Source organism: Micromonospora sp. WMMD735, from assembly GCF_049178995.1.
Classification (GTDB): domain Bacteria; phylum Actinomycetota; class Actinomycetes; order Mycobacteriales; family Micromonosporaceae; genus Micromonospora; species Micromonospora wenchangensis.
In genome coordinates this window covers 5159497-5179345 of sequence record NZ_JBMHMJ010000002.1, presented here as the reverse complement: position 1 = coordinate 5179345, position 19849 = coordinate 5159497, and the positions used below count along the sequence as shown (strand labels likewise).

General features: G+C 73.6%; 19 protein-coding genes. 6 read left to right on the top strand and 13 right to left on the bottom strand.

Annotation, left to right across the window (positions count from 1 at the left end; genetic code table 11):
• Nucleotides 1-34: 34 nt before the first annotated feature.
• Nucleotides 35-655 (top strand): hypothetical protein, encoded by a 621-nt coding sequence (locus ACN268_RS22425; RefSeq protein ID WP_421484874.1) that lies wholly within the window; start codon nt 35-37, stop codon nt 653-655.
• Here the strand turns inward: ACN268_RS22425 and ACN268_RS22420 are convergent.
• The 3 genes from ACN268_RS22420 to ACN268_RS22410 form a co-directional block, all read right to left on the bottom strand.
• Entirely contained in the window at nt 623-1021 is a 399-nt protein-coding gene (locus ACN268_RS22420; RefSeq protein WP_421484873.1) for a hypothetical protein, read from the bottom strand. The two genes, ACN268_RS22425 and ACN268_RS22420, sit on opposite strands and share 33 nt — an antisense overlap.
• A 152-nt stretch (nt 1022-1173) precedes the next feature.
• Nucleotides 1174-1395, bottom strand: coding sequence for a DUF397 domain-containing protein (locus ACN268_RS22415; protein WP_091253343.1), 222 nt, complete (start codon nt 1393-1395; stop codon nt 1174-1176).
• A complete protein-coding gene (locus ACN268_RS22410) occupies nt 1365-2246 on the bottom strand; it encodes a helix-turn-helix domain-containing protein (RefSeq protein WP_421484872.1) in 882 nt (293 codons plus the stop codon). Before ACN268_RS22410 ends, ACN268_RS22415 begins: the two co-directional genes overlap by 31 nt.
• Before the next feature lie 638 nt (nt 2247-2884).
• On the opposite strand from ACN268_RS22410, the gene ACN268_RS22405 reads away from it, so the two are divergent.
• Together ACN268_RS22405 and ACN268_RS22400 are read left to right on the top strand one after the other, a co-directional pair.
• Nucleotides 2885-3169: a hypothetical protein gene (locus ACN268_RS22405; protein ID WP_088645737.1), complete on the top strand. Its 285-nt coding sequence runs from the start codon at nt 2885-2887 to the stop codon at nt 3167-3169.
• A gap of 167 nt (nt 3170-3336) precedes the next feature.
• The gene (locus ACN268_RS22400; RefSeq protein WP_421484871.1) at nt 3337-3831 is read left to right on the top strand and encodes a hypothetical protein; all 495 of its coding nucleotides are present in this window, start codon (nt 3337-3339) and stop codon (nt 3829-3831) included.
• Between the two features lie 10 nt (nt 3832-3841).
• Here ACN268_RS22400 and ACN268_RS22395 read toward each other — a convergent pair whose 3' ends face one another.
• Together ACN268_RS22395 and ACN268_RS22390 are read right to left on the bottom strand one after the other, a co-directional pair.
• Nucleotides 3842-4654, bottom strand: a complete 813-nt coding sequence (locus ACN268_RS22395) for a PASTA domain-containing protein (RefSeq protein ID WP_421484870.1) — start codon at nt 4652-4654, stop codon at nt 3842-3844.
• Nucleotides 4655-4798: 144 nt separating this feature from the next.
• Complete coding sequence (locus ACN268_RS22390) at nt 4799-5485, bottom strand: PASTA domain-containing protein (RefSeq protein ID WP_421484869.1); 687 nt, start codon at nt 5483-5485, stop codon at nt 4799-4801.
• Between the two features lie 114 nt (nt 5486-5599).
• On the opposite strand from ACN268_RS22390, the gene ACN268_RS22385 reads away from it, so the two are divergent.
• Nucleotides 5600-6970, top strand: a complete 1371-nt coding sequence (locus ACN268_RS22385) for a hypothetical protein (RefSeq protein WP_421484868.1) — start codon at nt 5600-5602, stop codon at nt 6968-6970.
• Between the two features lie 53 nt (nt 6971-7023).
• Here ACN268_RS22385 and ACN268_RS22380 read toward each other — a convergent pair whose 3' ends face one another.
• A complete protein-coding gene (locus tag ACN268_RS22380; protein ID WP_421484867.1) occupies nt 7024-8502 on the bottom strand; it encodes a glutamate--cysteine ligase in 1479 nt (492 codons plus the stop codon).
• Between the two features lie 233 nt (nt 8503-8735).
• Nucleotides 8736-9314, bottom strand: coding sequence for a YceI family protein (locus tag ACN268_RS22375; protein WP_204925562.1), 579 nt, complete (start codon nt 9312-9314; stop codon nt 8736-8738).
• A 101-nt stretch (nt 9315-9415) separates the two neighbouring features.
• On the opposite strand from ACN268_RS22375, the gene ACN268_RS22370 reads away from it, so the two are divergent.
• Nucleotides 9416-9922: a MarR family winged helix-turn-helix transcriptional regulator gene (locus tag ACN268_RS22370; protein ID WP_204925561.1), complete on the top strand. Its 507-nt coding sequence runs from the start codon at nt 9416-9418 to the stop codon at nt 9920-9922.
• A gap of 206 nt (nt 9923-10128) precedes the next feature.
• On the opposite strand, the gene ACN268_RS22365 is transcribed toward ACN268_RS22370, so the two are convergent.
• The 3 genes from ACN268_RS22365 to ACN268_RS22355 form a co-directional block, all read right to left on the bottom strand.
• Nucleotides 10129-12741 (bottom strand): ATP-binding protein, encoded by a 2613-nt coding sequence (locus tag ACN268_RS22365; protein WP_421484866.1) that lies wholly within the window; start codon nt 12739-12741, stop codon nt 10129-10131.
• A gap of 124 nt (nt 12742-12865) precedes the next feature.
• On the bottom strand, nt 12866-14014 hold the full coding sequence (locus ACN268_RS22360; protein WP_421484865.1) for an acyl-CoA dehydrogenase family protein: 1149 nt from the start codon (nt 14012-14014) through the stop codon (nt 12866-12868).
• Between the two features lie 149 nt (nt 14015-14163).
• Nucleotides 14164-15696 carry an acyl-CoA carboxylase subunit beta gene (locus ACN268_RS22355; RefSeq protein ID WP_421484864.1) on the bottom strand — a complete coding sequence of 511 codons (1533 nt, stop codon included), beginning with the start codon at nt 15694-15696 and terminating at the stop codon, nt 14164-14166.
• Between the two features lie 208 nt (nt 15697-15904).
• Here ACN268_RS22355 and ACN268_RS22350 point away from each other — a divergent pair, with 208 nt between their 5' ends.
• The gene (locus ACN268_RS22350) at nt 15905-16474 is read left to right on the top strand and encodes a snapalysin family zinc-dependent metalloprotease (RefSeq protein ID WP_421484863.1); all 570 of its coding nucleotides are present in this window, start codon (nt 15905-15907) and stop codon (nt 16472-16474) included.
• 157 nt (nt 16475-16631) lie between these two features.
• Here the strand turns inward: ACN268_RS22350 and ACN268_RS22345 are convergent, their stop codons facing one another.
• From ACN268_RS22345 to ACN268_RS22335, 3 genes are all read right to left on the bottom strand, one after another.
• Complete coding sequence (locus ACN268_RS22345; RefSeq protein ID WP_421484862.1) at nt 16632-17546, bottom strand: hydroxymethylglutaryl-CoA lyase; 915 nt, start codon at nt 17544-17546, stop codon at nt 16632-16634.
• Nucleotides 17547-17689: 143 nt separating this feature from the next.
• Entirely contained in the window at nt 17690-19027 is a 1338-nt protein-coding gene (locus tag ACN268_RS22340; RefSeq protein ID WP_421484861.1) for an acetyl-CoA carboxylase biotin carboxylase subunit, read from the bottom strand.
• 104 nt (nt 19028-19131) lie between these two features.
• Nucleotides 19132-19746 carry a TetR/AcrR family transcriptional regulator gene (locus ACN268_RS22335; RefSeq protein ID WP_421484860.1) on the bottom strand — a complete coding sequence of 205 codons (615 nt, stop codon included), beginning with the start codon at nt 19744-19746 and terminating at the stop codon, nt 19132-19134.
• Nucleotides 19747-19849: the final 103 nt, after the last annotated feature.

The window sequence follows — 19849 nt, the reverse complement described above, 5'->3', positions numbered from 1 at the left end:
TTCGCCGCCCGCCGTTGTGGGCAAGGCTGTGTCCATGGATGGGCATCTCATCGTGCTGCTGTCGATCGCCGCCGTCTGGCTCGCCGCCGGCGTCGTGGCGGACGGACTACCCCGGCTGGACCGGGCCAGCGCCCTGCGACGGCGTACCGGATGGTTGCTCGCCCTCTCCCTGGCCGGGCTCGCGCTGACCGCGACGGTGCTGGTCGCCGGCACGATCAGCGGCGGGGACACCCCGGTCGACCGGGCCGCCGGGCAGCTTCCGCTGGTGGCGGTGCCGGCACTCGCGGTGGCCGCCTGCACGGTGCGCCGGGTCCGCCGGCTGCGGGCCGGGGCGGGCGCGTTCAACTCCGCGCCGGAGACCCCCGCGCCGTACGGCCTGCGGGCCGCCGCCGGTCATCCGCTGATCGGCCTGCCCGTGCAGGTGACCGCGCTGGCCACCCTGCCGGGCCTGTTGCGGGCCGGTGGGCTCGATCTCAGCGCCGGCAACGGGGTGGCCGGGGTGGCGCTCACCGTCGGCGGGTTGGCCGTCCTCGCCATCGGGGTGCGCCACGGGCTGCGGCACAACCGGCTCGCCGAGCGGACCCTGCCGGGCACCCGCCCCGCGCTGGCCGGGCTGCCCGCCTCATCGGCCGCGGCCGGCTCCCTGCACGTATAGCAGCTCCAGGATCGCCCGGGTCGCCTCGAACCACCGGTCCAGCCAGCCGGGCGGTGGGACGCTGCCCTTGGGCGGCAGCTCCAGCAGCAGGCCCCGCAACAGCGGGTGGTCGATCAGCGGTTCGGAGGGCTCCACGGGCCAACCGGCCTGCCGGAGCGACGGCTCGGCGAACGGGCCCGGGTGGGCCGAGGGCAGCGACAGGGGTCCGCCGTGCTCGGACACGGGGTAACCGTCGCGGCCCAACTCGGTGTCACCGGCACCCACCTCGGTGAGCATCGTGTCGCGCCGGGCGCTGCGGTACTTCCCGCCGAACCGTTCGGTCTTGCCGGGGCCGTGGGTGAGGTTGTCTGAGCCGATCGTCGTCATCTGCGTATCGCCTGCCTCGCTCGGTTGCCGCCACCTGCGGCGGATCGTCGACCAGCGCCGTACCGAGGGTTCAACGACCCGGGGCGGAAGTGGCGACGGGCCGGCCGGGGAGTGTCCCCGACCGGCCCGCGGTCAACGCCACGCTGCGTTGGTCAGTGTTGGCCGAACGCGCCGTTCCGAGCGTCGGCGACGAAGGCGTTCCATTCCCCGGGGGCGAATACGAGGGCGGGACCTGTCTTGTCCTTCGAGTCCCGTACCCCGACCGCCCCGATCACGTAAGCCACCTCGACACAGTTGTCACAGTTCGGCCCGCTTTTTGAGCTCTTGAACCAGGTCGCCTGCGTCAGGTCCTCGGGGAACCTCTTGGTCGCCATTTCCACAACGGCTCCTCTGCCAGTTCTGCGATGTGTGCTATGGACTCCTCCGGCTCCCGGGCTGCTGCTCGAATGTGATCGAAGATGAAGCTGTACTTCTGTAGCTCGTCGCTCTTCTCCAGGAAGAGCCCACCCGTGGCGTTCTCCGCGTACACGACATCCGGATCAACCGATTCGGGAAAGCTGAGAATGGTGAAGGTCCCGTCCATGCCGGCGTGCGCCCCCACCTCGAAGGGCAGGACCTGCAACGTCACGTTCGGCAGTTCGGCCACCTCCACCAGCCGCCTGAGCTGGTTACGCATCACCGCGTCCCCGCCCACCGGCCGACTCAACACCGCCTCATCGAGCACCACCCACAGATCGACCGGATCGTCCTGGGTCAACAACGACTGACGGCCCAGTCGGACACGCACCCGTTGTTGCACCTGGTCGGCGGTGAAGTCCGGGCGGGCCGCCTGGATCATCGCGCTGGCGTACTCCTCGGTCTCCAGCAGACCGGGTACGACCTGCTGCTCGTACGCGCGGATGGAGCCGGCCGCCGCCTCCAGGCCGACGTACGCCCCGACGAGCACGGTGCTGTAGGGGTGCCACCACCCCTTCTGCCGCGCCTCGCGGGCGATCTGCACCAACTCCTCGCTCTCCGCTCCCACCACCCCGTAGATCCGGAGCATGTCCCGCACGTCACGGGGCGTGGCGGAGGTGTGGCCGGTCTCGATCCGCGAGATCTTGGAGGCGGAGCACTCCAACTGCTCGGCGACGACCTCTATGGTGATGCCGGCACCGTCGCGCAGGCGGCGTAGCTCGGCCCCGAGCCGACGACGCCGGATGGTGGGGCTCCGCCGTTCGCTCATCGCATCGCCCCAGGTGTCGATGACGGGGAAAGCTCGTGCCTCGCGCTCACCCGGTTACCTCCGGTCGGTCGCGCCTGCGTCCACACCCGCCGGGGGCGCGACCGACGGACGGCGGGCGATCGTTCGCGGCAAGGGGTGGAACCGGTCGTCGACCGGCCGCGGCGGGCGGAACCGCGTCCAGTGTGCCGCTCCGGAGTCAGCGTGATCAAGCGCCCGGTTCACGTGTCGCCCTCACGTATCGGCAAAAGTCGACGTGCAACTTGCATCCCGCATCACACTGATGCACTCTGTCCGTATGGTTCGAGTCACTCACCGTTTCCGGTCGATTTCCGGGTGTGATCACCGCCCCGGGCTCGCCCGGCCGGAGGGCTGCCCCGGGCCGCAGGAATCCACGAGGCCCGCCCCGGGTTGATGACCCCGCCGCTGCACGCCCGAAGGCTGCGGCGGCGGGAGCGGTAACACCCGTGAGCAGCCGGGTGATGGTCGGGTGGCGCGATCCACCACCAGCGGGTACGCCCCCGGCCACCACCACATCGAGCACCGGCCCGCGAGGCACAACCCCGTCGCCGGACCCGCATCCGTCCCTGTTCCGCACCGACCGGCCCCGCGACGCCGGCCATATCCTCCCAGGAGCCCATGTGCTTCCCCGCTCCGGTGACGTTCTGCACGTGACCCGCGCCGCCAGTGTGCAGTTCCTCCGACCGATCACCTTCCGGGTGATCCGGGTGCTCGACTGGCCGACGTACGACGGCTGGCTCTGGCTCGACGGCTACCAGCTCAACGCCGCAGGCGACGCGGTCAGCCGCCGCTCGATCTTCGTCCAGCGGGCCGGGCTCACCCAGTTGCGGGCCGCGGCCGTACCGCGTCAGCACACCGCACGGTCGCGCCGGCCGGTCAACCGCGCGCCGATCGCGGTGGGCTGACTCGCCGATTACCCGGCCGGAGGGCGTGCCGCCGCCATAGAATCGGTACGCCCACCCCGGCGAAGTCTCCACCCCGCGCGTATCCGGCCCCTGAACCTGGGATGGCCATGGTCTATCTGCCCGCCGCGCGGCGGCACCACAGGTCCCGCCTCCGACCCGCCTTCGGGATGCTCGCACTGATCGGCGTGGTCCTCACCCTCGTGGTGGTGACCCGCTACCCGGCCGAGTCGGCCACCCGGCTCGCCGAGCCGGTGCCGGCCCCCGAGATCACCGTGGCCGGGCCCACCGACGCCCCCGGCACCGACGACGCCGACGGCACACCGCCCGATCCGGCCGTACCTGCCGACCGGCGTGCCAGCGCCCCGCTCGGGGCCGACACCGACGCCGGGGTCGAAGACCCGCCCGGGGACGCCGTACAGACCGGGGACGACCCGACGGCCGAGGGCGACCCGGCGACCGGTCCCGGGGGAGGTGCCGCGGCCGATCCGGGGACGGCGCAGTCCGGGGTCGGCGGTGGCGGTGCGTCCGCGCTCGCCCAGCCCCGGCACCCGTCGGACGACCGGCGGACCGTCGCCCGGTCGCTGTTCTACTCCGGCCTGCTCGGGCTGGCCATCTCCCTGGCCGGCCTGGGCCTGGTGGGGGCCCGACGCCGGATGTGGTGAGCCGGGCCGGTCACCCGGTGGGGGTGCCGGTCGGGGTGGCGGTGCCGGACGGCGACACCGACGGCTCGGCGGCCACCACCAGGGTCACCTCGTCCCCCGGCGACACCGTCTGACCCGCGCCCGGATCGGTGGACAGGACGGTGCCTGGCGGTCGGTCCGACTCCCGCGTCTGCACCCGGGAGGACAACCCGAGCCGCCCCAGCAGGGCCTCCGCCGTCTCCTGGGAGAGGCCGACCAGCGGCGGCACCGGGATTCCGGCCGGCTCGGTAGTCGGCGCGGTGGTCGGTGGGGTCGTCGGCGGCCCGGTGGTCGGCGGGGTGCTGGGTGGTGCGGTGGTCGGGGCGGCACCCGTCGTCGGCACGGCCGTCGGCGGTGGGGTCGGTGTCCCGTCCGACGAGGTGTCCACCGCCCGCAGGGCCAGCCAGATCCCCGCTCCGACGAGCCCGAGCAGCACGAGCCCGAGCACGCCCAGCAGGATCGGCGTCCACCAGCGCCGGCCGCGCTGCTCCTCGGCGTACCACTCGGTCGGCTCGCCGGGGTCGTCCGCCCGTGCCGCCGGCACCCCGGCCCGGCCGGACCAGACCGGCGCGTCCGTCGCACCGGGCGGCGGCGACCCGCCGGCCGGTGGCAGCGGGCGGGTCGCGTCCACCGGCTCCTGCCGGGCGGTCGCGTCGACCGGGGACGTCCCGCCCGCCGGGGGCCGGTCCGCCGGCAACGGCGCGGTCCGGTCCGCAGCCGGCAGCCGGCCGGTGGCGTCGTCGGGGGGACGGGGCAGTGGGCGGGTCGCGTCGTCGGCGGGTGGGTCCTGGCGGTCGTCGCTCATCGCACGTCCTCTCGCCACCTGGCGGACGGCGGGCGCTCGACCCACCGGGCGAGACCCCGGGCCGGCGCGGCGGTCGTGGCACTCGCCCCACCACGGTAACGGCCGACGCCGGTCATCACCGGTACCGGCGCGGCGACCCGCCCGTCAGGGCGTCGGCGTCGGTGTCGGCTCGGCGGTCGGCGTCGGTCGGTCACCGCAGGAGATGGCGACCTGGTCGTTCCAGTGTGCGGTCGCGTCGGCCGCAGGCACCTGGGCGGTGACCTCGCCACGGTTGCCGGTGGGATACCGGGGGAACAGGCCCACCTCGCCCAGTTCGTCGGCGGCGTCGTCGCAGTCCTCGCCGACCAGGTCCGGCACCTCGACCTCAGGTGCCGGCCCGCTGACCTCCACCCGCACGGTGGTGCCCGGCTTCACCGACGTGTCCTGGGCGGGCACGGTACGGGTCACCGTCCGGCCCGACCCGGTGCCGAACACCAGCCGCCAGCCGAGCTTGCGGTCGTGCAGGGTGTCCCGCGCCTTCTCGAAGTCGAGCCCCACCAGCCGGGGCACGGTCAGCCCGCCACCGGGGGCGGCGGGTGGCGGCGGGGTGGTGGTCCGCACGGCGGTCGGTCCGGCGGTGGTCGGCTCGTCGACCGGGGTGGACGGTCCGCTGGCCGCCGCTGCCGGGGTGGTGCCGGTCTCCGGGTCGCCGGGGTCGGCCAGCACCCACCCGACGGTGCCCCCGACGGCGGCCAGCAGGACCGTCGCCAGGGCGCCGCCGAGCAGCAGCCTGCCCCGGTCCGGCCGGTCCCGGTCCGCAGTGTCCTGTCCGGTGTACTCGTCGTCGTCCATGCCGCTCCCCCGCCTCGTCCCCGAAACGGTACCGGCCGCTGCCCAGCGGTCACCGGCCGTGCTCCGGCGCTCGTCCGACTCGCCGCCTCGACCAGGGAACGCTACAGTCCCGGCATGGCGGGACGGGGCTGGGGAGGATCGGTGCTCACCGCGCTGGGCGTCGCCGCCGGTGTGGGCGCCGCGCAGCTGGGCTTCGGCTACGGCCTGGGCATCATCAACTGGGCGCCGGCCGACGCCGGCGCCACCGAGCCGTCCTGGTTCGCCAGCCTCGCCTGGGCGACCTGGATCGCCGCCGTCTCCACCGTCGCCGGGGCGGTCTGCGCCCAACGGCTGCACGAACGCAGCGGGGACGTCGCCGCAGGTGGCACCCTGCACCGGGTCACCCTCGCGGTCGCGGGCGCGGTCGGCGCGCTGATCACCGTCCTGCTGGTCGCGGTGCCGTCCCGGGCCGCCTCCGTACCGGAGACCTTTTCGCCGCAGACCGTCGCGGCCGGCTACGCCGGGGTGGGTGTACTGGTGGGGTTGGTGGTCGCGGTCTGGGCGCTGCACTCGCGGGCCGCCGCGACGAACGTGATCGCCACCGTCGGCTGGCTGTGGTTGCTGGCCGTCGTCTCCGTCGTCGACGGGGTACTCGCCGGTCGGGGACTGACCAGCGCCCAGCTCGGCATCTGGCAGATCGCCCAGGACAGCCCCCGGTTCTGGTGGCGGGACCACCTCTACTGGCCCGGAGCACTGCTCGCCCTGGGCTCGGCCCTGCTGATCGGCGCGTCGGCCGCCCGACGGGCCGCCCGGACGCCCGAGCTGCGGCTCGGTGCGGTGGTCTCCGGGGCCGCCGGGCCGCTGCTCGTCGCGGTCGCCTACTTCCTCGCCGTGCCCCGGCTGGCCACGATCTCCCCGGCCCAGGTCTCGGCCCACCTCGTCGCGCCGTACGCGGTCATCGTCGGCGCGGCCGGTTCGGTGCTGGTGGCCTCGCTCGCCCAGCGGACCGAGCGACGGGCCGCCGCACGGACCACGCCCCCGGTGCCGCACCCCCGCACCGGGGAACCGGACGAACTGCCGGCCGGCACCGACCCGGCCGTACCCTCCGAACCGGACGTCCCCGGTCGGGGGACCGACCACCCGGCGACCGACGACCCGGGCCCCGGCGACACCTCGGAGGTCACTGCCGGGCCACCCGCCGCCCCGGCGGACGACCCGGCCGGGGATTCCCCGACGCCGGTGACGGAACCAGGTGGCGATGCCGGGCCCCCGGCAGTGGGCCAGGCCCGGCCGGTCCGCCGGGGTCGAAGCACCCCGCCGGCTCCGTCACCCGGTGCAGCCCCGGCCGGTGACGCCCGCGCCGGTGCAGCGCCGGCCGGCCCGGTCACCGACCAGCACCCCGGTTCGCCGGACGGCGGGCAACAGGGCGTCGACCAGGGGGGCGGGGCCCCGCCGACGGGACCGGGCCCGGTGCCCAGGCCCCGCACCGGACGCCGTACCCCCTGACCCGGGTACGGCCTCCCCGGCCGGACGTGGCGACAGCCCCGCCCACCGGTGGCTCAGTCCACCGGCCAGGTGTGCACCGGTTCGTTGCTGCGCTGGAGTTCGGCGTACCGGTTGGCCATGTGGCGCAGCGCCGCGTCCCGGTCGAGGTTGCGGTGGCGTTGCGCGGCCCACACCGTCTCGGTCTGCCAGACCGCCCCGTTGCGGCCGGTACGGCAGCGCTGCTCGATGATGCCGAGCAGCCGGTCCCGTTCGGCGGGGGCGACACCGAACCGGTCCAGCCCGGTGGCCGCCTTCGGCAGCAGCGTGTCGAGGACGAGCTTGGTGACCGGCACCTCGCCGAGGCGGGGCCAGTGCAGCACGGCGTCCATGCCCCGGCGGGCGGCGGCGTGGAAGTTCTCCTCGGCGGAGCTGAAGGTGAGCTGGCTCCAGATCGGCCGGTCGGACTCGGCCAGCCCGCGCGCCAGCCCGAAGTAGAAGGCGGCGTTGGCCAGCATGTCGACCACGGTCGGGCCGGCCGGCAGCACCCGGTTCTCCACCCGCAGGTGCGGACGGCCGTTCATGATGTCGTACACCGGGCGGTTCCAGCGGTAGACGGTGCCGTTGTGCAGCCGCAGCTCGGACAGTTGCGGGACGCCACCGGCGTGCAGCACCTCGACCGGGTCCTCGTCGGCGCAGATCGGCAGCAGCGGCGGGAAGTACCTGACGTTCTCCTCGAACAGGTCGAAGATCGAGGTGATCCAGCGTTCACCGAACCACACCCGGGGGCGTACCCCCTGGGCCTTCAGCTCGTCGGGGCGGGTGTCGGTGGCCTGCTGGAACAGGGCGATGCGGGTTTCGGCCCAGAGTTGCCGGCCGTAGAGGAACGGCGAGTTCGCGCCGACGGCGACCTGGACGCCGGCGATGGCCTGGGAGGCGTTCCAGTAGTCGGCGAAGCTGTCCGGCGCGACCTGGAGGTGGAACTGGAGGCTGGTGCAGGCGGCCTCGGGGACGATCGAGTCGGTGTGCGTCCGCAGCCGCTCGACCCCCCTGATGTCCAGTTCGATGTCCTCGCCCCGGGCGCCGACGATCTGGTCGTTGAGCACCCGGTACCGCTCGTTGGTGGACAGGTTGTCGGCCACCAGGTGCCGTTCGGTCAGGGTGGGCAGGATGCCGACCATGACGATCCGGGCGTTGGAACGGGCCGCCCGTTCGTCGGCCCGGGTGAGGCTGCTACGCAGGTCGGTCTCGTAGTTGGCGAAGCCGGCCCCCTCGATGAGCCGGGGTGCCGCGTTCAGTTCCAGGTTGAACTGTCCCAGTTCGGTCTGGAAGAGCGGGTCGGCGATGGCGGCGAGGATCTCGTCGTTGCGCATCGCCGGTTCGGCGTCCGGGTCCATCAGGTTGAGTTCGATCTCCAGTCCGGTCATCGGCCGGTCGGCGTCGAAGCCGAAGTCGTCGAGCATCAACGCGAAGACGTCCAGGCAGCGCCGCACCTTCTGCCGGTAGCGGACCCGGTCCTCCCGGGAGAACGCGCCCTGCTCGACGTCCCTACCCATGTTTCCTCCAGGCGTGAGACGCGCGGGACGGTGACCGTCCCGGCGCGCAGTGTGAACCACCATAAGAGCGCCCACGCGCCGAGGCCAGTGCCCACCGGGTATGCGCTGTCCCGCTTCTCTACCCAGCGGCCGTCCACCAGCACCGGATGTCGCCGTCGCCGGGCAGTGACAATCCGCACGCGCAAACGCCGGGGCCCCCGCTCGTGGTGAGCGGGGGCCCCGGCGTGCCGGGCTCAGGCCTGCCGGATGGCCTCGCCCTCGATCTCGATCTTGATCTTCTTGCCGACCAGTACGCCACCGGTCTCCAGGGCGACGTTCCAGGTCAGGCCGAAGTCCTCGCGGTCGATCTCGGTGCTGGCGGTGAAGCCGAACACGTCGGTGCCGAACGGGGTGCGGCCGACACCCTCGAACTCGACCTCCAGCTCGACCTGGCGGGTGACGCCCTTGATGGTGAGGTCACCGAGCAGGACGAACTCGTTGCCGTCGTGGGACTTCACGGCGGTGCTGCGGTACTCCAGCGTCGGGAACTGCTCGACGTCGAGGAACTCGGGGCTGCGCAGGTGGCCGTCCCGGTCGGCCTGGGCGGTGTTGATGCTGGCCGCCTGGATGGTGGCGGTGACCGAGGACTGCAGCGGGTTCTCGGCGACGGTGATGGTGGCGGTGGCGTCGGCGAACTCGCCGCGTACCTTGCTGACCATCATGTGCCGGGCGACGAAGCCCACCCGCTTGTGCGCGGCGTCCAGCAGGTAGGTGCCGGCGGCGGGGATGGTGAGGCCGTCCCAGTCGCGGGTAACCGACTCGGTGCTGGTCATGTAACTGCCCTCCGGGGAAGATTGTTTAGTAGCCCAACGACTGCCTGAGCAACTATAACCGCAGCAATATTCCCCGTGTCAAGCACTGTTAGGATGGCCAGGTGGACGAGACTGTGTTCGACGACCCCCGGATCACCGCCGTCGGCCTCCTGGTCGAGGCGCACGCCGGGCTGACCGCCCGGTTCACCGCGCAGTACGAGGAGCACGGCGTCTCCGCGGTCGAGTTCGAGGTGCTGATGCGCCTGGCCCGCTCCCCCGGCAACCAACTGCGGATGACCGACCTCGCCGCCCAGACCTCCCTGTCCACCAGCGGCGTCACCCGGGTGGTGGACCGGATGGAGCGCGACGGGCTGCTCCGGCGCCGCGCCTGTCCGTCCGACCGGCGCAGCTCGTACGCGGTGGTCACCCCGGCCGGCATGCAGCGGCTGGACGAGACCCTGCCCGGCCATCTCCAGATCATCGAGCAGTGGTTCACCGGCCAACTCGAACCCGACACCCTCGCCGCCATGCTGGACGGCCTGCGCCGGGTACGCGACGCCGTCCACCCGGGGGCGACCGCCGGCAGCACCGACCAGGCCCCGACCGACGAGCCGCCGTCGGCCTGCTGACCATCCGCCAACAAGACACCGGGCCGACCGGCAGAAAAAGCGGCAGAACTCGTCGGACCCACCGGTCGCAGAGCCGCCGATCGCCGCAAAACGGACGGCCCGGCTGGCTAGCCTTCATCGCGCGGGGGAGCACCGGGGGGTGCTGGCGCGAGCGATCGAGCGAGGGGTTTGACCAGGGGGCCCGTTCGCTCGCGCCACCCCCGCGCCTAGCCCAGCAGGCGTTCCTCGTCCGGTAACAGCCGGATGCCGCCGCGTCGGCACGCCTGCGCCAGCCGCTCCCGCACCTCGGCGGAACCGGTGCTCACGGCCAGCCCGACCAGGGCTTCGACCATGTCCCGCCGGTCCTGACCGGCCGCACCGGCAGCCTCCGCCACCGCGAACCACTCCGCCGCCAGCTCCCGGTCCCCCCGGTGCCGGGCCATCGTGCCCTCGATCAGCGCGCAGACCGACTCCTCCGCCCGGACCGGCCCGCCCCCGCCCGGACGCCCCCCGGCCACGCCCGCCTCCGACCGGGACCCGGGCGGCGACGGACGACCGTCGCAGCGCAGCTCGGCCAGGATCTCGGCGGCCTCGTCCAGCCGGCCCGACCGGGCCAACGCCAGGCCCACCGTGCCGAGCACCCGCCGCCGGTGCGCCGGATCACCCACCCCGGCCAGCGCCGCGACCACCCGCCGGCCCTGGTCCACCGCGTCACCGTGACGGCCCTCCAGCCGGGCCACCTCGGCCAGGTCGGCACGGGCCAGCAGGCGCAGCCGGGGCTCCCCGCACTGGGCGGCGAGCCGGTCCACCGCGGCCAGCCGACGCCGGGCCGCCGACAGATCGGCGAGGCGGATCTCGTGCCAGGCCAGGTGGTGCTGGGCGACCGCCATGTCCCTGGTCCGACCGTGCCGGGTGGCCAGGGTCAGCACCGCCTGCGCCTGCTCGGCCGCCTCGTCGTAGCCACCGGTCGCGACCAGCAGGGTGCCGAGGACGGTCCGCGCCGCCAACTCCCCGGCCACGTCGGCCCGCCCGGCGAGCACCGCGAGCGCGGCACGGGCGGCGGGCAGCTCCTGCGCCGCCGCGCCGTGCTCGGCGGCCAGCCGGGCCACCCCGAGCAGCGCCCAGGCCCGCAGCACCGGATCGGCGTCGGCGGTACGGGGATCGGCGAGCAGCCGGCACAGCCACTGCCGGCCGCTGACGTCCCGCCCCCGCATCCGCCACCAGCGGGTCAGCTCGGCGGCCAGCCGCAGCGCGGTGACCGGATCGTCGCCGGCGGCGTGCGCCAGCGCCGCGCCGATGTCACCGGTCGCCTCGTCGAGCTGACGGACCGCCGCCGGCTGTCGCGCCCCGACCAGGTCCGGCGCGGTACGGGTCACCAACCGGGTGATCACCACGGCGTGCCGGCGGCGGATGGCGGTCAGCTCGCCCCGGCCGGTGGCCTGTTCGACGGCGTACTCACGGACCGCGTCGAGCAGACGGAACCGCAGTGGCCCGGCACCCCGGACACTGAGCAGGCCCAACTCGACCAGCCGGTCGAGCAGCGGCACCGGGTCGACCACCCCCGACGGGTCCGGGTCGGCCTCGTCGGCGAGCAGTTCCTCGGCCAGCTCCACCGACCACCGGTTGGCGAACACCGAGAGCCGGCGTAGCGCCGCCTGCTCCCACCCGTCGAGCAGCCGGTAGCTGGTGGCGACCGCCTCGCGCAGGGTCACCGCGACCGTGGACCGGGCCGGGTCGTCGGTACGCCCCGGCGGCGCGGCCTCCCACCCCCGCCCGCCGAGATCCGGGCCGGCCAGGTCGAGCACCCGGTCGCCGTACCTGTCGAGCAGTTCGGGCAGGTCGAGGATGCGGCCCCGGGCCGCCATCAGCTCGATCGCCAGCGGCAGGCCGTCGAGCCGGCGGACCAGCGCGGTGAGGGCGGGCAGCTCGTCCGGGCCGGGTGGTTCCGGGCGGACCCGGGTCAGCCGGGCGGTGAACAGGGCCGCCGCCGGCCACCGGGCCAGCTCGTCCGGGTCGACCACCCCGGCGGGAGGCACCTCCAGCGGGGCCACCGGGCGGACGAGTTCGCCGGGGACGCCGACCGGATGCCGACCGGTCGCCACCACCCGCAGGGTGGGCACCGCCGCGACGAGCAGGTGTACCACCTCGGCCACCGGGTCCGGGGCCCGTTCGACCGCGTCGACCAGCAGCAGCGCCGGGCGACCCCGCAGCCGGGCGGCCAACTCGGCGAGCCGGGCCGCGCCGAGCACCGCGCAGGCCGCGGCGAGCACGTCGCCGGCGTCGGAGCCGGTACCGACCAGCACCCCGGCCACCCCGCCCGGGTGGGCGTCGGCCACCGCGTGCGCCACGGCCAGGGCGAGCGCGGTCTTGCCCACCCCGGCCAGGCCGACCAGGCTCAGCACCGGCGGCCAGCCGTCGCCGGTCAGCAGAGCAGTCAGCTCGTCGAGTTCCCGTTCCCGGCCGATCAGCTCGACCGGCGGGGGCAGCGCCATCGGCGTACCCGGGAGGTCGGGGTCGCGGGGGACGGTGCCGGCGGGTGTGCGGTGCGGCAGCCCGGCGACGCCCGGGGTCGGGACGGCCGCCGCCCGGCCCCGGGCGCTGGCGAGGAAGCCGGCGCGCGCCGCGCCGGTCAGGCCGAGCGCCCCGGCGATCAGCTCGGCGGTGGTGCGGTGCGGCCGGTGGGCCCGGCCGCGTTCCAGGTCGCGGACCGTCCGCACGCCGACCCCGGCCCGCTGTGCCAGGTCGGTCTGGGTGAGACCGGCGGCCAGGCGGTGGGCCCGCACCAGCTCCCCGATCGGGGTACGACCACCCGCGGGCGAGTGATCATGATCCGGGGTCATGGGCAGGAAGGGTACGGACGGGATACGACGCCGGGCAGCCCTTCGTCGGTCTACTGACGAAGGGCTGCGGATACCCGACAGAGCCCCGTTTCCGCCCGGCGGCGGCCCCGGTCCGGAGGTACGGTCAGAGGCCCAGGTCGCGGGCGATGATCATGCGCTGTACCTCGGAGGTGCCCTCGCCGATCTCCAGGATCTTGGAGTCCCGCCAGAACCGGGCCACCGGATACTCGTTCATGAAGCCGTAGCCCCCGTGGATCTGGGTGGCCTCCCGGGCGTTGTCCACCGCGACGGTGCTGGCGTGCAGCTTGGCGATCGCCGCCTGCCGCTTGAACGGCTCACCGGCGAGCATCCGCGCGGCGGCGTCGTGGTAGGCCAGCCGGGCGGTGTGCGCCTTCAGCTCCATGTCGGCGATCTTGAACTGGATGGCCTGGTAGTTGCCGATCGGCTGCCCGAACGCCTGGCGCTCCTTCGCGTACTTCAGCGACTCGTCGACGCAGCCCTGGGCGAGGCCGACGGCCAGCGCGGCGATGGCGATCCGCCCCTCGTCGAGGATCCGCAGGAACTGGGCGAAGCCCCGGCCCCGCGCGCCGAGCAGGTTCCCGGCCGGTACCCGGCAGTCGTCGAAGGTCAGCTCGTGGGTGTCCGAGGCGTTCCACCCCACCTTCGAGTACCCCGGCGCGACGGTGAAGCCGGGTGTCCCCGACGGCACGATGATGGTGGACAGCTCCTTCGAGCCGTCCGGATTGGTGCCGGTGACCGCGGTGACCGTGACCAGCGCGGTGATGTCGGTGCCCGAGTTGGTGATGAACGCCTTCGAGCCGTTGATCACCCACTCGTCGCCGTCCAGGACGGCCCGGGTCTGGGTGCCGCCCGCGTCCGAGCCGGTGCCCGGCTCGGTCAGCCCGAACCCCGCGAGGGCCTCCCCGCTGAGCAGCTTCGGCAGCCAGCGGGCCTTCTGCTCGGCGGTGCCGAACCGGAAGATCGGCATCGCGCCCAGGGAGACCGCCGCCTCCAGGGTGATCGCCACGCTGGAGTCGACCCGGGCCAGTTCCTCCAGGGCCAGGCAGAGCGCGAAGTAGTCGCCGCCCATGCCGCCGTGCTCCTCGGGGAAGGGCAGGCCGAACAGCCCCATCTTGCCCATCTGCCGGACGATCTCGTACGGGAAGGTGTGCCGCTCGTAGTGCTCGGCGATCACCGGGGCGACCGCCTCGCGGGCGAAGTCCCGCACGCTCTCCCGCAGCGCCTCGTGCTCCTCGCTGAGCCGGAAGTCCATCGGTTCCTCCTGTACGGGTGCCGCCCCGGACGCTCGTGACGCCGGGACGACGGATCGGTTGGACGACCGGTCGGACCCGGTCGACGGCGGTGGCTCGCTGGCGGTGGCTCGGTGCCGGCCGGTCGGGCCGGTGGTGGGTCCCCGGCCGGTCAGACCGGGGTGACCCCGTGCCGGCGACGGGAGAAGTGCCGGTCCTTGCTGCGGGCCGCGGCGAACCGGCGGACCAGTTCGGCGCGCAGCTCGTGCGGTTCGACGATCGCGTCGATGACCAGCTCGCTGGCGAGCCGCACCACGTCGATGTCCCGCTCGTACTCGGCCCGCCTGGCGGCGACGAAGGCGGCCCGTTCGGCCTCGTCGGCGATCGCCGCGATCTTGTTGGCGTAGACGGCGTTGACCGCCGCCTCGGCCCCCATCACCGCGATCTTCGCGGTGGGCAGGGCGATCGTCGCGTCCGGCGCGAAGCCGGGGCCGGCCATCGCGTACAGGCCCGCGCCGTACGCCTTGCGGACCACCACACAGATCTTGGGTACGGTCGCCTCGGAGATCGCGGTGATCATCTTGGCCCCGTGCCGGATGATGCCCTGCTTCTCCACCGCACTGCCGACCATGAACCCGGGCACGTCGCTCAGGAACAGCAGCGGCACGTTGAACGCGTCGCAGAGCTGCACGAACCGGGTCGCCTTGTCGGCGGAGTCGACGAAGAGCACGCCGCCCTTGAACATCGAGTTATTGCCGACCACGCCGACGACCTCGCCGTCCAGCCGGCCGAACCCGATGGTCAGCTCCTTCGCCCAGAGCGCCTGGATCTCGAAGAACGAACCCTCGTCGAGCAGGCCCTTGACGTACCGGCGCATGTCGAACGCCTGCCGCTCGCTGGCCGGCACCAACGCGGCGAGATCGGCCTTCTCCGGCGCGGCGACGGCCGGCGCGGCCGGCGGTTGCTGCTGCCAGTTGGAGGGCAGGTACGACAGGTAGGTCTTCACCACGTCGAGCGCGTCGGCCTCGGTCCTGCACAGGAAGTGCCCCACGCCGGACTCGGCGCAGTGCACCCGGGCCCCGCCCATCGCCTCCAGGGTGGTCTTCTCCCCGGTGACCATCTCGACCATCCGGTCGGAGCCGAGGTACATGCTGGCGTTGCCCTCGACCATGGCCACCACGTCGCAGAACGCCGGGATGTACGCCCCTCCGGCGGCGCTCGGCCCGAACAGCGCGCAGACCTGCGGGATCGCCCCGGAGGCGCGGACCTGGTTCCAGAAGATCTTGCCGGCGCCCCGGGGGCCGGGGAAGAGGTCGACCTGGTCGGTGATCCGGGCACCGGCCGAGTCGACCAGGTAGACCATCGGCACGCCTGTCGAGTAGGCCCGCTCGATGATCCGGATGATCTTCTCGACGGTACGCGCGCCCCAACTGCCGGCCTTGACCGTGGAGTCGTTGGCCATCAGGCAGACCGGCCGACCGTCGATGGTGGCGGTGCCGGTGACCACGCCGTCGGCGGGCAGCCCCTCGGCCAGGGCGTTGGCGTAGAGCCCGTCCTCGACGAAGGAGCCCTCGTCGACCAGGAGCGCGACCCGTTCGCGGGCGAAGAGCTTGCCCTTGCCGGCGTTGGCCGCGTGGTACTTGTCGGCGCCGCCGGAGCGGGCCCGCTTGCGTAGCTGCTCCAGTGCCTCACCGTCGAGCGTCACGCCGACCCCCTCGCCCCGCGCCTCGTGGGCGCGCCCGCCCGCCATGCCGCCGGGGGCGTCGTGGTGGACGCGCCGACCAGCCTGAACGATCGTTAGGCTAGCGCATCCGGGCCCCACCCGACCACCCGACCGACTTCCGCCCCGGATATTGATACTCAACTATCGATATGGCTACGCTCCAGACACCCCCTCCGGATTGGAGTGAGTCATGAACTCACGCGTCAAGCGCCTCGCCGTCGCCGCCCTGGCGACGGCGACCGCGACCCTCGGCCTCACGGTCGCCAACCCCGCGCCCGCCTCCGCCGCGATGACCATCTGCTACAACACCAGCCAGGCGCCCAGCTACGCGGGTATCGCCAACCAGGCCGCGTCGATCTGGAACAACGCCACCACCAACCTGACGCTCACCGCGAACTGCGGCACCAACCTGCGGATCTACCAGATCACCGGCGGCGGCTCGTACGCCCAGCGCACCAGCCTCGGCAACGGCCGGGTCTACATCGACACCCAGCAGGCCGCCCAGTACAGCCCGCTGCGGATCATGACCCACGAGATCGGGCACATCCTCGGCCTGCCCGACAACTACAACGGCAACTGCGCGATCCTGATGTCGGGCGGCAGCGCCGGCACGAGCTGCACCAACCCGTACCCGAGCACCACCGAGGCGAACCGGGTGAGCAGCCTGTTCGCCGGCACGCTCAGCGCCAACGACCGCCGCAGCAGCACCGGCAGCCAGGTCTTCAAGGACAGCTGGCCGGGTCTGCTCAGCGTCGGCTGACCCACGACGTGACCCGACGGAGGGGCCGGCACCGCGCCGGCCCCTCCCCGCGTCTCCCGGGGGTCGCACGTTGCCGCCACGACGGCGCTGTAGCGGCATCGACCACCTGCCGACACCGCTACGGGGACGCAACGGAGTCGATCAACCGGGTCGCCCCTCAGCGGGCGGTCAGCCGGGTACGCGGGCCGGCCCGCAGCACTCCCGACGGCAGCCGCTTGCCGAGCAGCTCCTCGGCCAACTCGGCGACCCCGATCAGGGCGTCCAGGTCGATGCCGGTGTCGATGCCCATGTCGTGCAGCATGTGCACCGCCTCCTCGGTGGCCAGGTTCCCGCTCGCCCCCGGCGCGTACGGGCAGCCGCCCAGACCGCCGACGCTGGCGTCGAACTCGGTGACCCCCAGCTCCAGGGCGGTCAGCAGGTTCGCCAGCGCGGTACCCCGGGTGTTGTGGAAGTGCAGCAGCACCGGCACGTCGGGCTCCCGGTCGCGGACGGCGGTGACCAGCTCCCGGACCCGCCGGGGCGTACCCATGCCGGTGGTGTCGCCGAACGCGACCCGGTCGGCGCCGTCGCGGACCACCCGCTCGACGATCCCGGCGACCCGCCCCGGGTCGACGTCCCCCTCGTACGGGCAGCCGAAGCTGGTCGCCACGATCACCTCGGCCCGCGCGCCCGCGCCGTGCAGCAGGTCGATCAGCTCGGCGATGTCGTCGAGCGACTCGTCGGTGGAGCGGTTGACGTTGCGCCGGTTGTGCGTGTCGCTCGCCGAGACCACCACCTCGATCTCGGTGAATCCGGCGGCCAGGGCCCGCTGGGCACCCTTCGTGTTGGGCACCAGCGCCGAGTAGCGGACCCCCTCGGCCCTCCCGGCCTGCCGCCACACCTCGTCGGCGTCGGCCATCTGCGGGATCGCCCTGGGATGCACGAACGACACCGCCTCGATCCGACGCACGCCGGTGCCCGAGAGGGCGTCGAGCAACCGCACCTTGGCCCCGGTGGGGATCGGCTCCTCGTTCTGGAGCCCGTCACGGGGCCCGACCTCGCGGATCGACACCGCCGCTGGCATCTGACTCATGGTCACCTCGCTGTGACATCGGGTCGCCGGAGAGTGGTCCCGGGCCGCCGCCCCTCGTGGGGACGACGACCGGCGACGCCGGACGACCGGTGGTCCCCCCAGGGAACCACCTGACCGACCGCCGCCGCCACGCCGCGCCGGGGTCAGCGCATCCGGCCGACGATGCCGGTGTCGTAGTCGCCGGAGACGAACTCCTCGTTGGTCAGCAGCTCGGCGAAGAAGGGCAGGTTGTTCTTCGGGCCGGCCAGCGCGAAGTCGGCCACCGCCGTGCGGGCCCGCCCGATCGCCTCGGCCCGGTCCGCCCCGGTGACGACGAGCTTGGCCAGCAGGCTGTCGTAGAACGGGGTCACGGTGTTGCCGGCGACGTACCCGGAGTCGACGCGTACCCCCTCGCCGGTCGGCTCCACCCAGGTGCTGATGACGCCGGGTCCGGGCAGGAACCGCTTCGGGTCCTCCGCGTTGATCCGCAGCTCAATCGCGTGCCCGCGCGGGGTCAGCGCGTCCGGGTCGAAGGTCGGTGGCAGGCCGGCCGCCACCCGCAGCTGCTCCTCGACCAGGTCGACGCCGTAGACCAGCTCGGTCACCGGGTGCTCCACCTGGAGCCGGGTGTTCATCTCCAGGAAGAAGAACTCCTGCGTGGCCGGGTCCAGCAGGCATTCGACGGTGCCCGCGTTGCGGTAGCCGACCGCCTCGCCGGCCCGCACGGCGGCGGCCAGGAACCGCGCCCGCAGCTCCGGCGAGACCGCCGGGGAGGGGGACTCCTCGACCAGCTTCTGGTTGCGCCGCTGCACCGAGCACTCCCGCTCGCCGAGCGCCACCACCCGGCCGTCGGCCAGGCCGAGGATCTGCACCTCGACGTGGCGTACCCGGGGGAAGTAGCGCTCGATGAGCACCGAGCCGTCGCCGAACATCCGCTCGGCGAACGCGCGGACCTTGTCGTACTCGGTGCGCAGCGCGGCCTCGTCGGCGGCCACGGCCATGCCCATCCCGCCGCCACCGGCGGCGGCCTTGACCATCACCGGGTAGCCGATCTCCGTGGCGGCGGCGACCGCCGCGTCGAGGTCGGTGGCCGGTTCGGTGGTACCGGGCGCGACCGGCACCCCGGCCGCCGCCATCAGGTTCCGTGCGTTGATCTTGTCGCCCATCGCGGTGATCGCGTCCGCGCCGGGCCCCACCCAGACCAGCCCGCGGTCCTGCACGGTACGGGCGAAGTCGGCGTTCTCCGACAGGAAGCCGTAGCCGGGGTGGATCGCCTGCGCGCCGGTGGACCCGGCGGCGGCCAGGATCGCCTCCACGTTGCGGTAGCTCTGGGCCGGGTTCGCCGGTCCCACGCACACCGCCTCGTCGGCCTCGACCACGAACGGCAGGTCGACGTCGGCCTCCGAGTGCACCGCGACCGCGCGGATGCCGAGCCGCTTCGCGGTACGGATGATCCGGCGGGCGATCTCGCCCCGGTTGGCGACCAACAGCGACTCGATCATGTTTCCTCCAGCGTCCAGGGTGGGGACGGATGCTCAACGTCCGGGGTGGGGACGGATGCCAGGAAACCACGGTCGGGCCGGCGGCCACGAGTCGGGCGGAAGGGTCAGGAGTCGGTCTCGGCGAGCAGGGCGGCCGACGCGGCGGCCCGTAGCAGCGCCGCCCGACGCCGCCTGTCGACCTCGCCGCCGAGGAACGGGGTCGAGTTCATCAGGCCGAACGCGGCGTGCGCCAGCACCCGCGCCTCTCCGGCGGGCAGCCCCGGGTGCAGCGCGGTCAGCACGGTCACCCACTCCTCGACGTACAGCCGCTGGAGCTTGCGGATACGGCGGCGCGGCTCGTCCGGGAGGCGGTCCAGCTCGTGCAGGTGCAGGGCGATCACGGCCGGGTTCGCCAGCGCGAAGTCGACGTGGAAGTCGATCAGGGACTCCAGCGCGCCACGCGGGTCGCCCGGACGGCTCGCCGCCCGGTCCCGGCCACCGTCGAGCAGCCCCTCGCTGACCGGGATCAGCGCGGCGGCCAGCATCGCCTCCTTGCCGGCGAAGTGGTGGTAGAGGGCGGGACCGGTCACCCCGGCGGCCGCACCGATGTCGTCCATGGAGACCCCGTGGTAGCCACGGGCGGCGAAGAGCCCGACAGCGATCTCCAGGATCTCGTCGCGCCTCGACCGGCGCCGGCCCGCGCTGCCTGCGCTGCCCCTTGCCTGCTGCCCCACAGTCACCTGGCAAGCGTAGACCTCGACCCGGACACCGGGGCCCCTCGGTTACCCGCGGGTTCACCAGGCGGACAGCGACCGCCGGACGCGCCCCGGGTCGCGCCCCCGG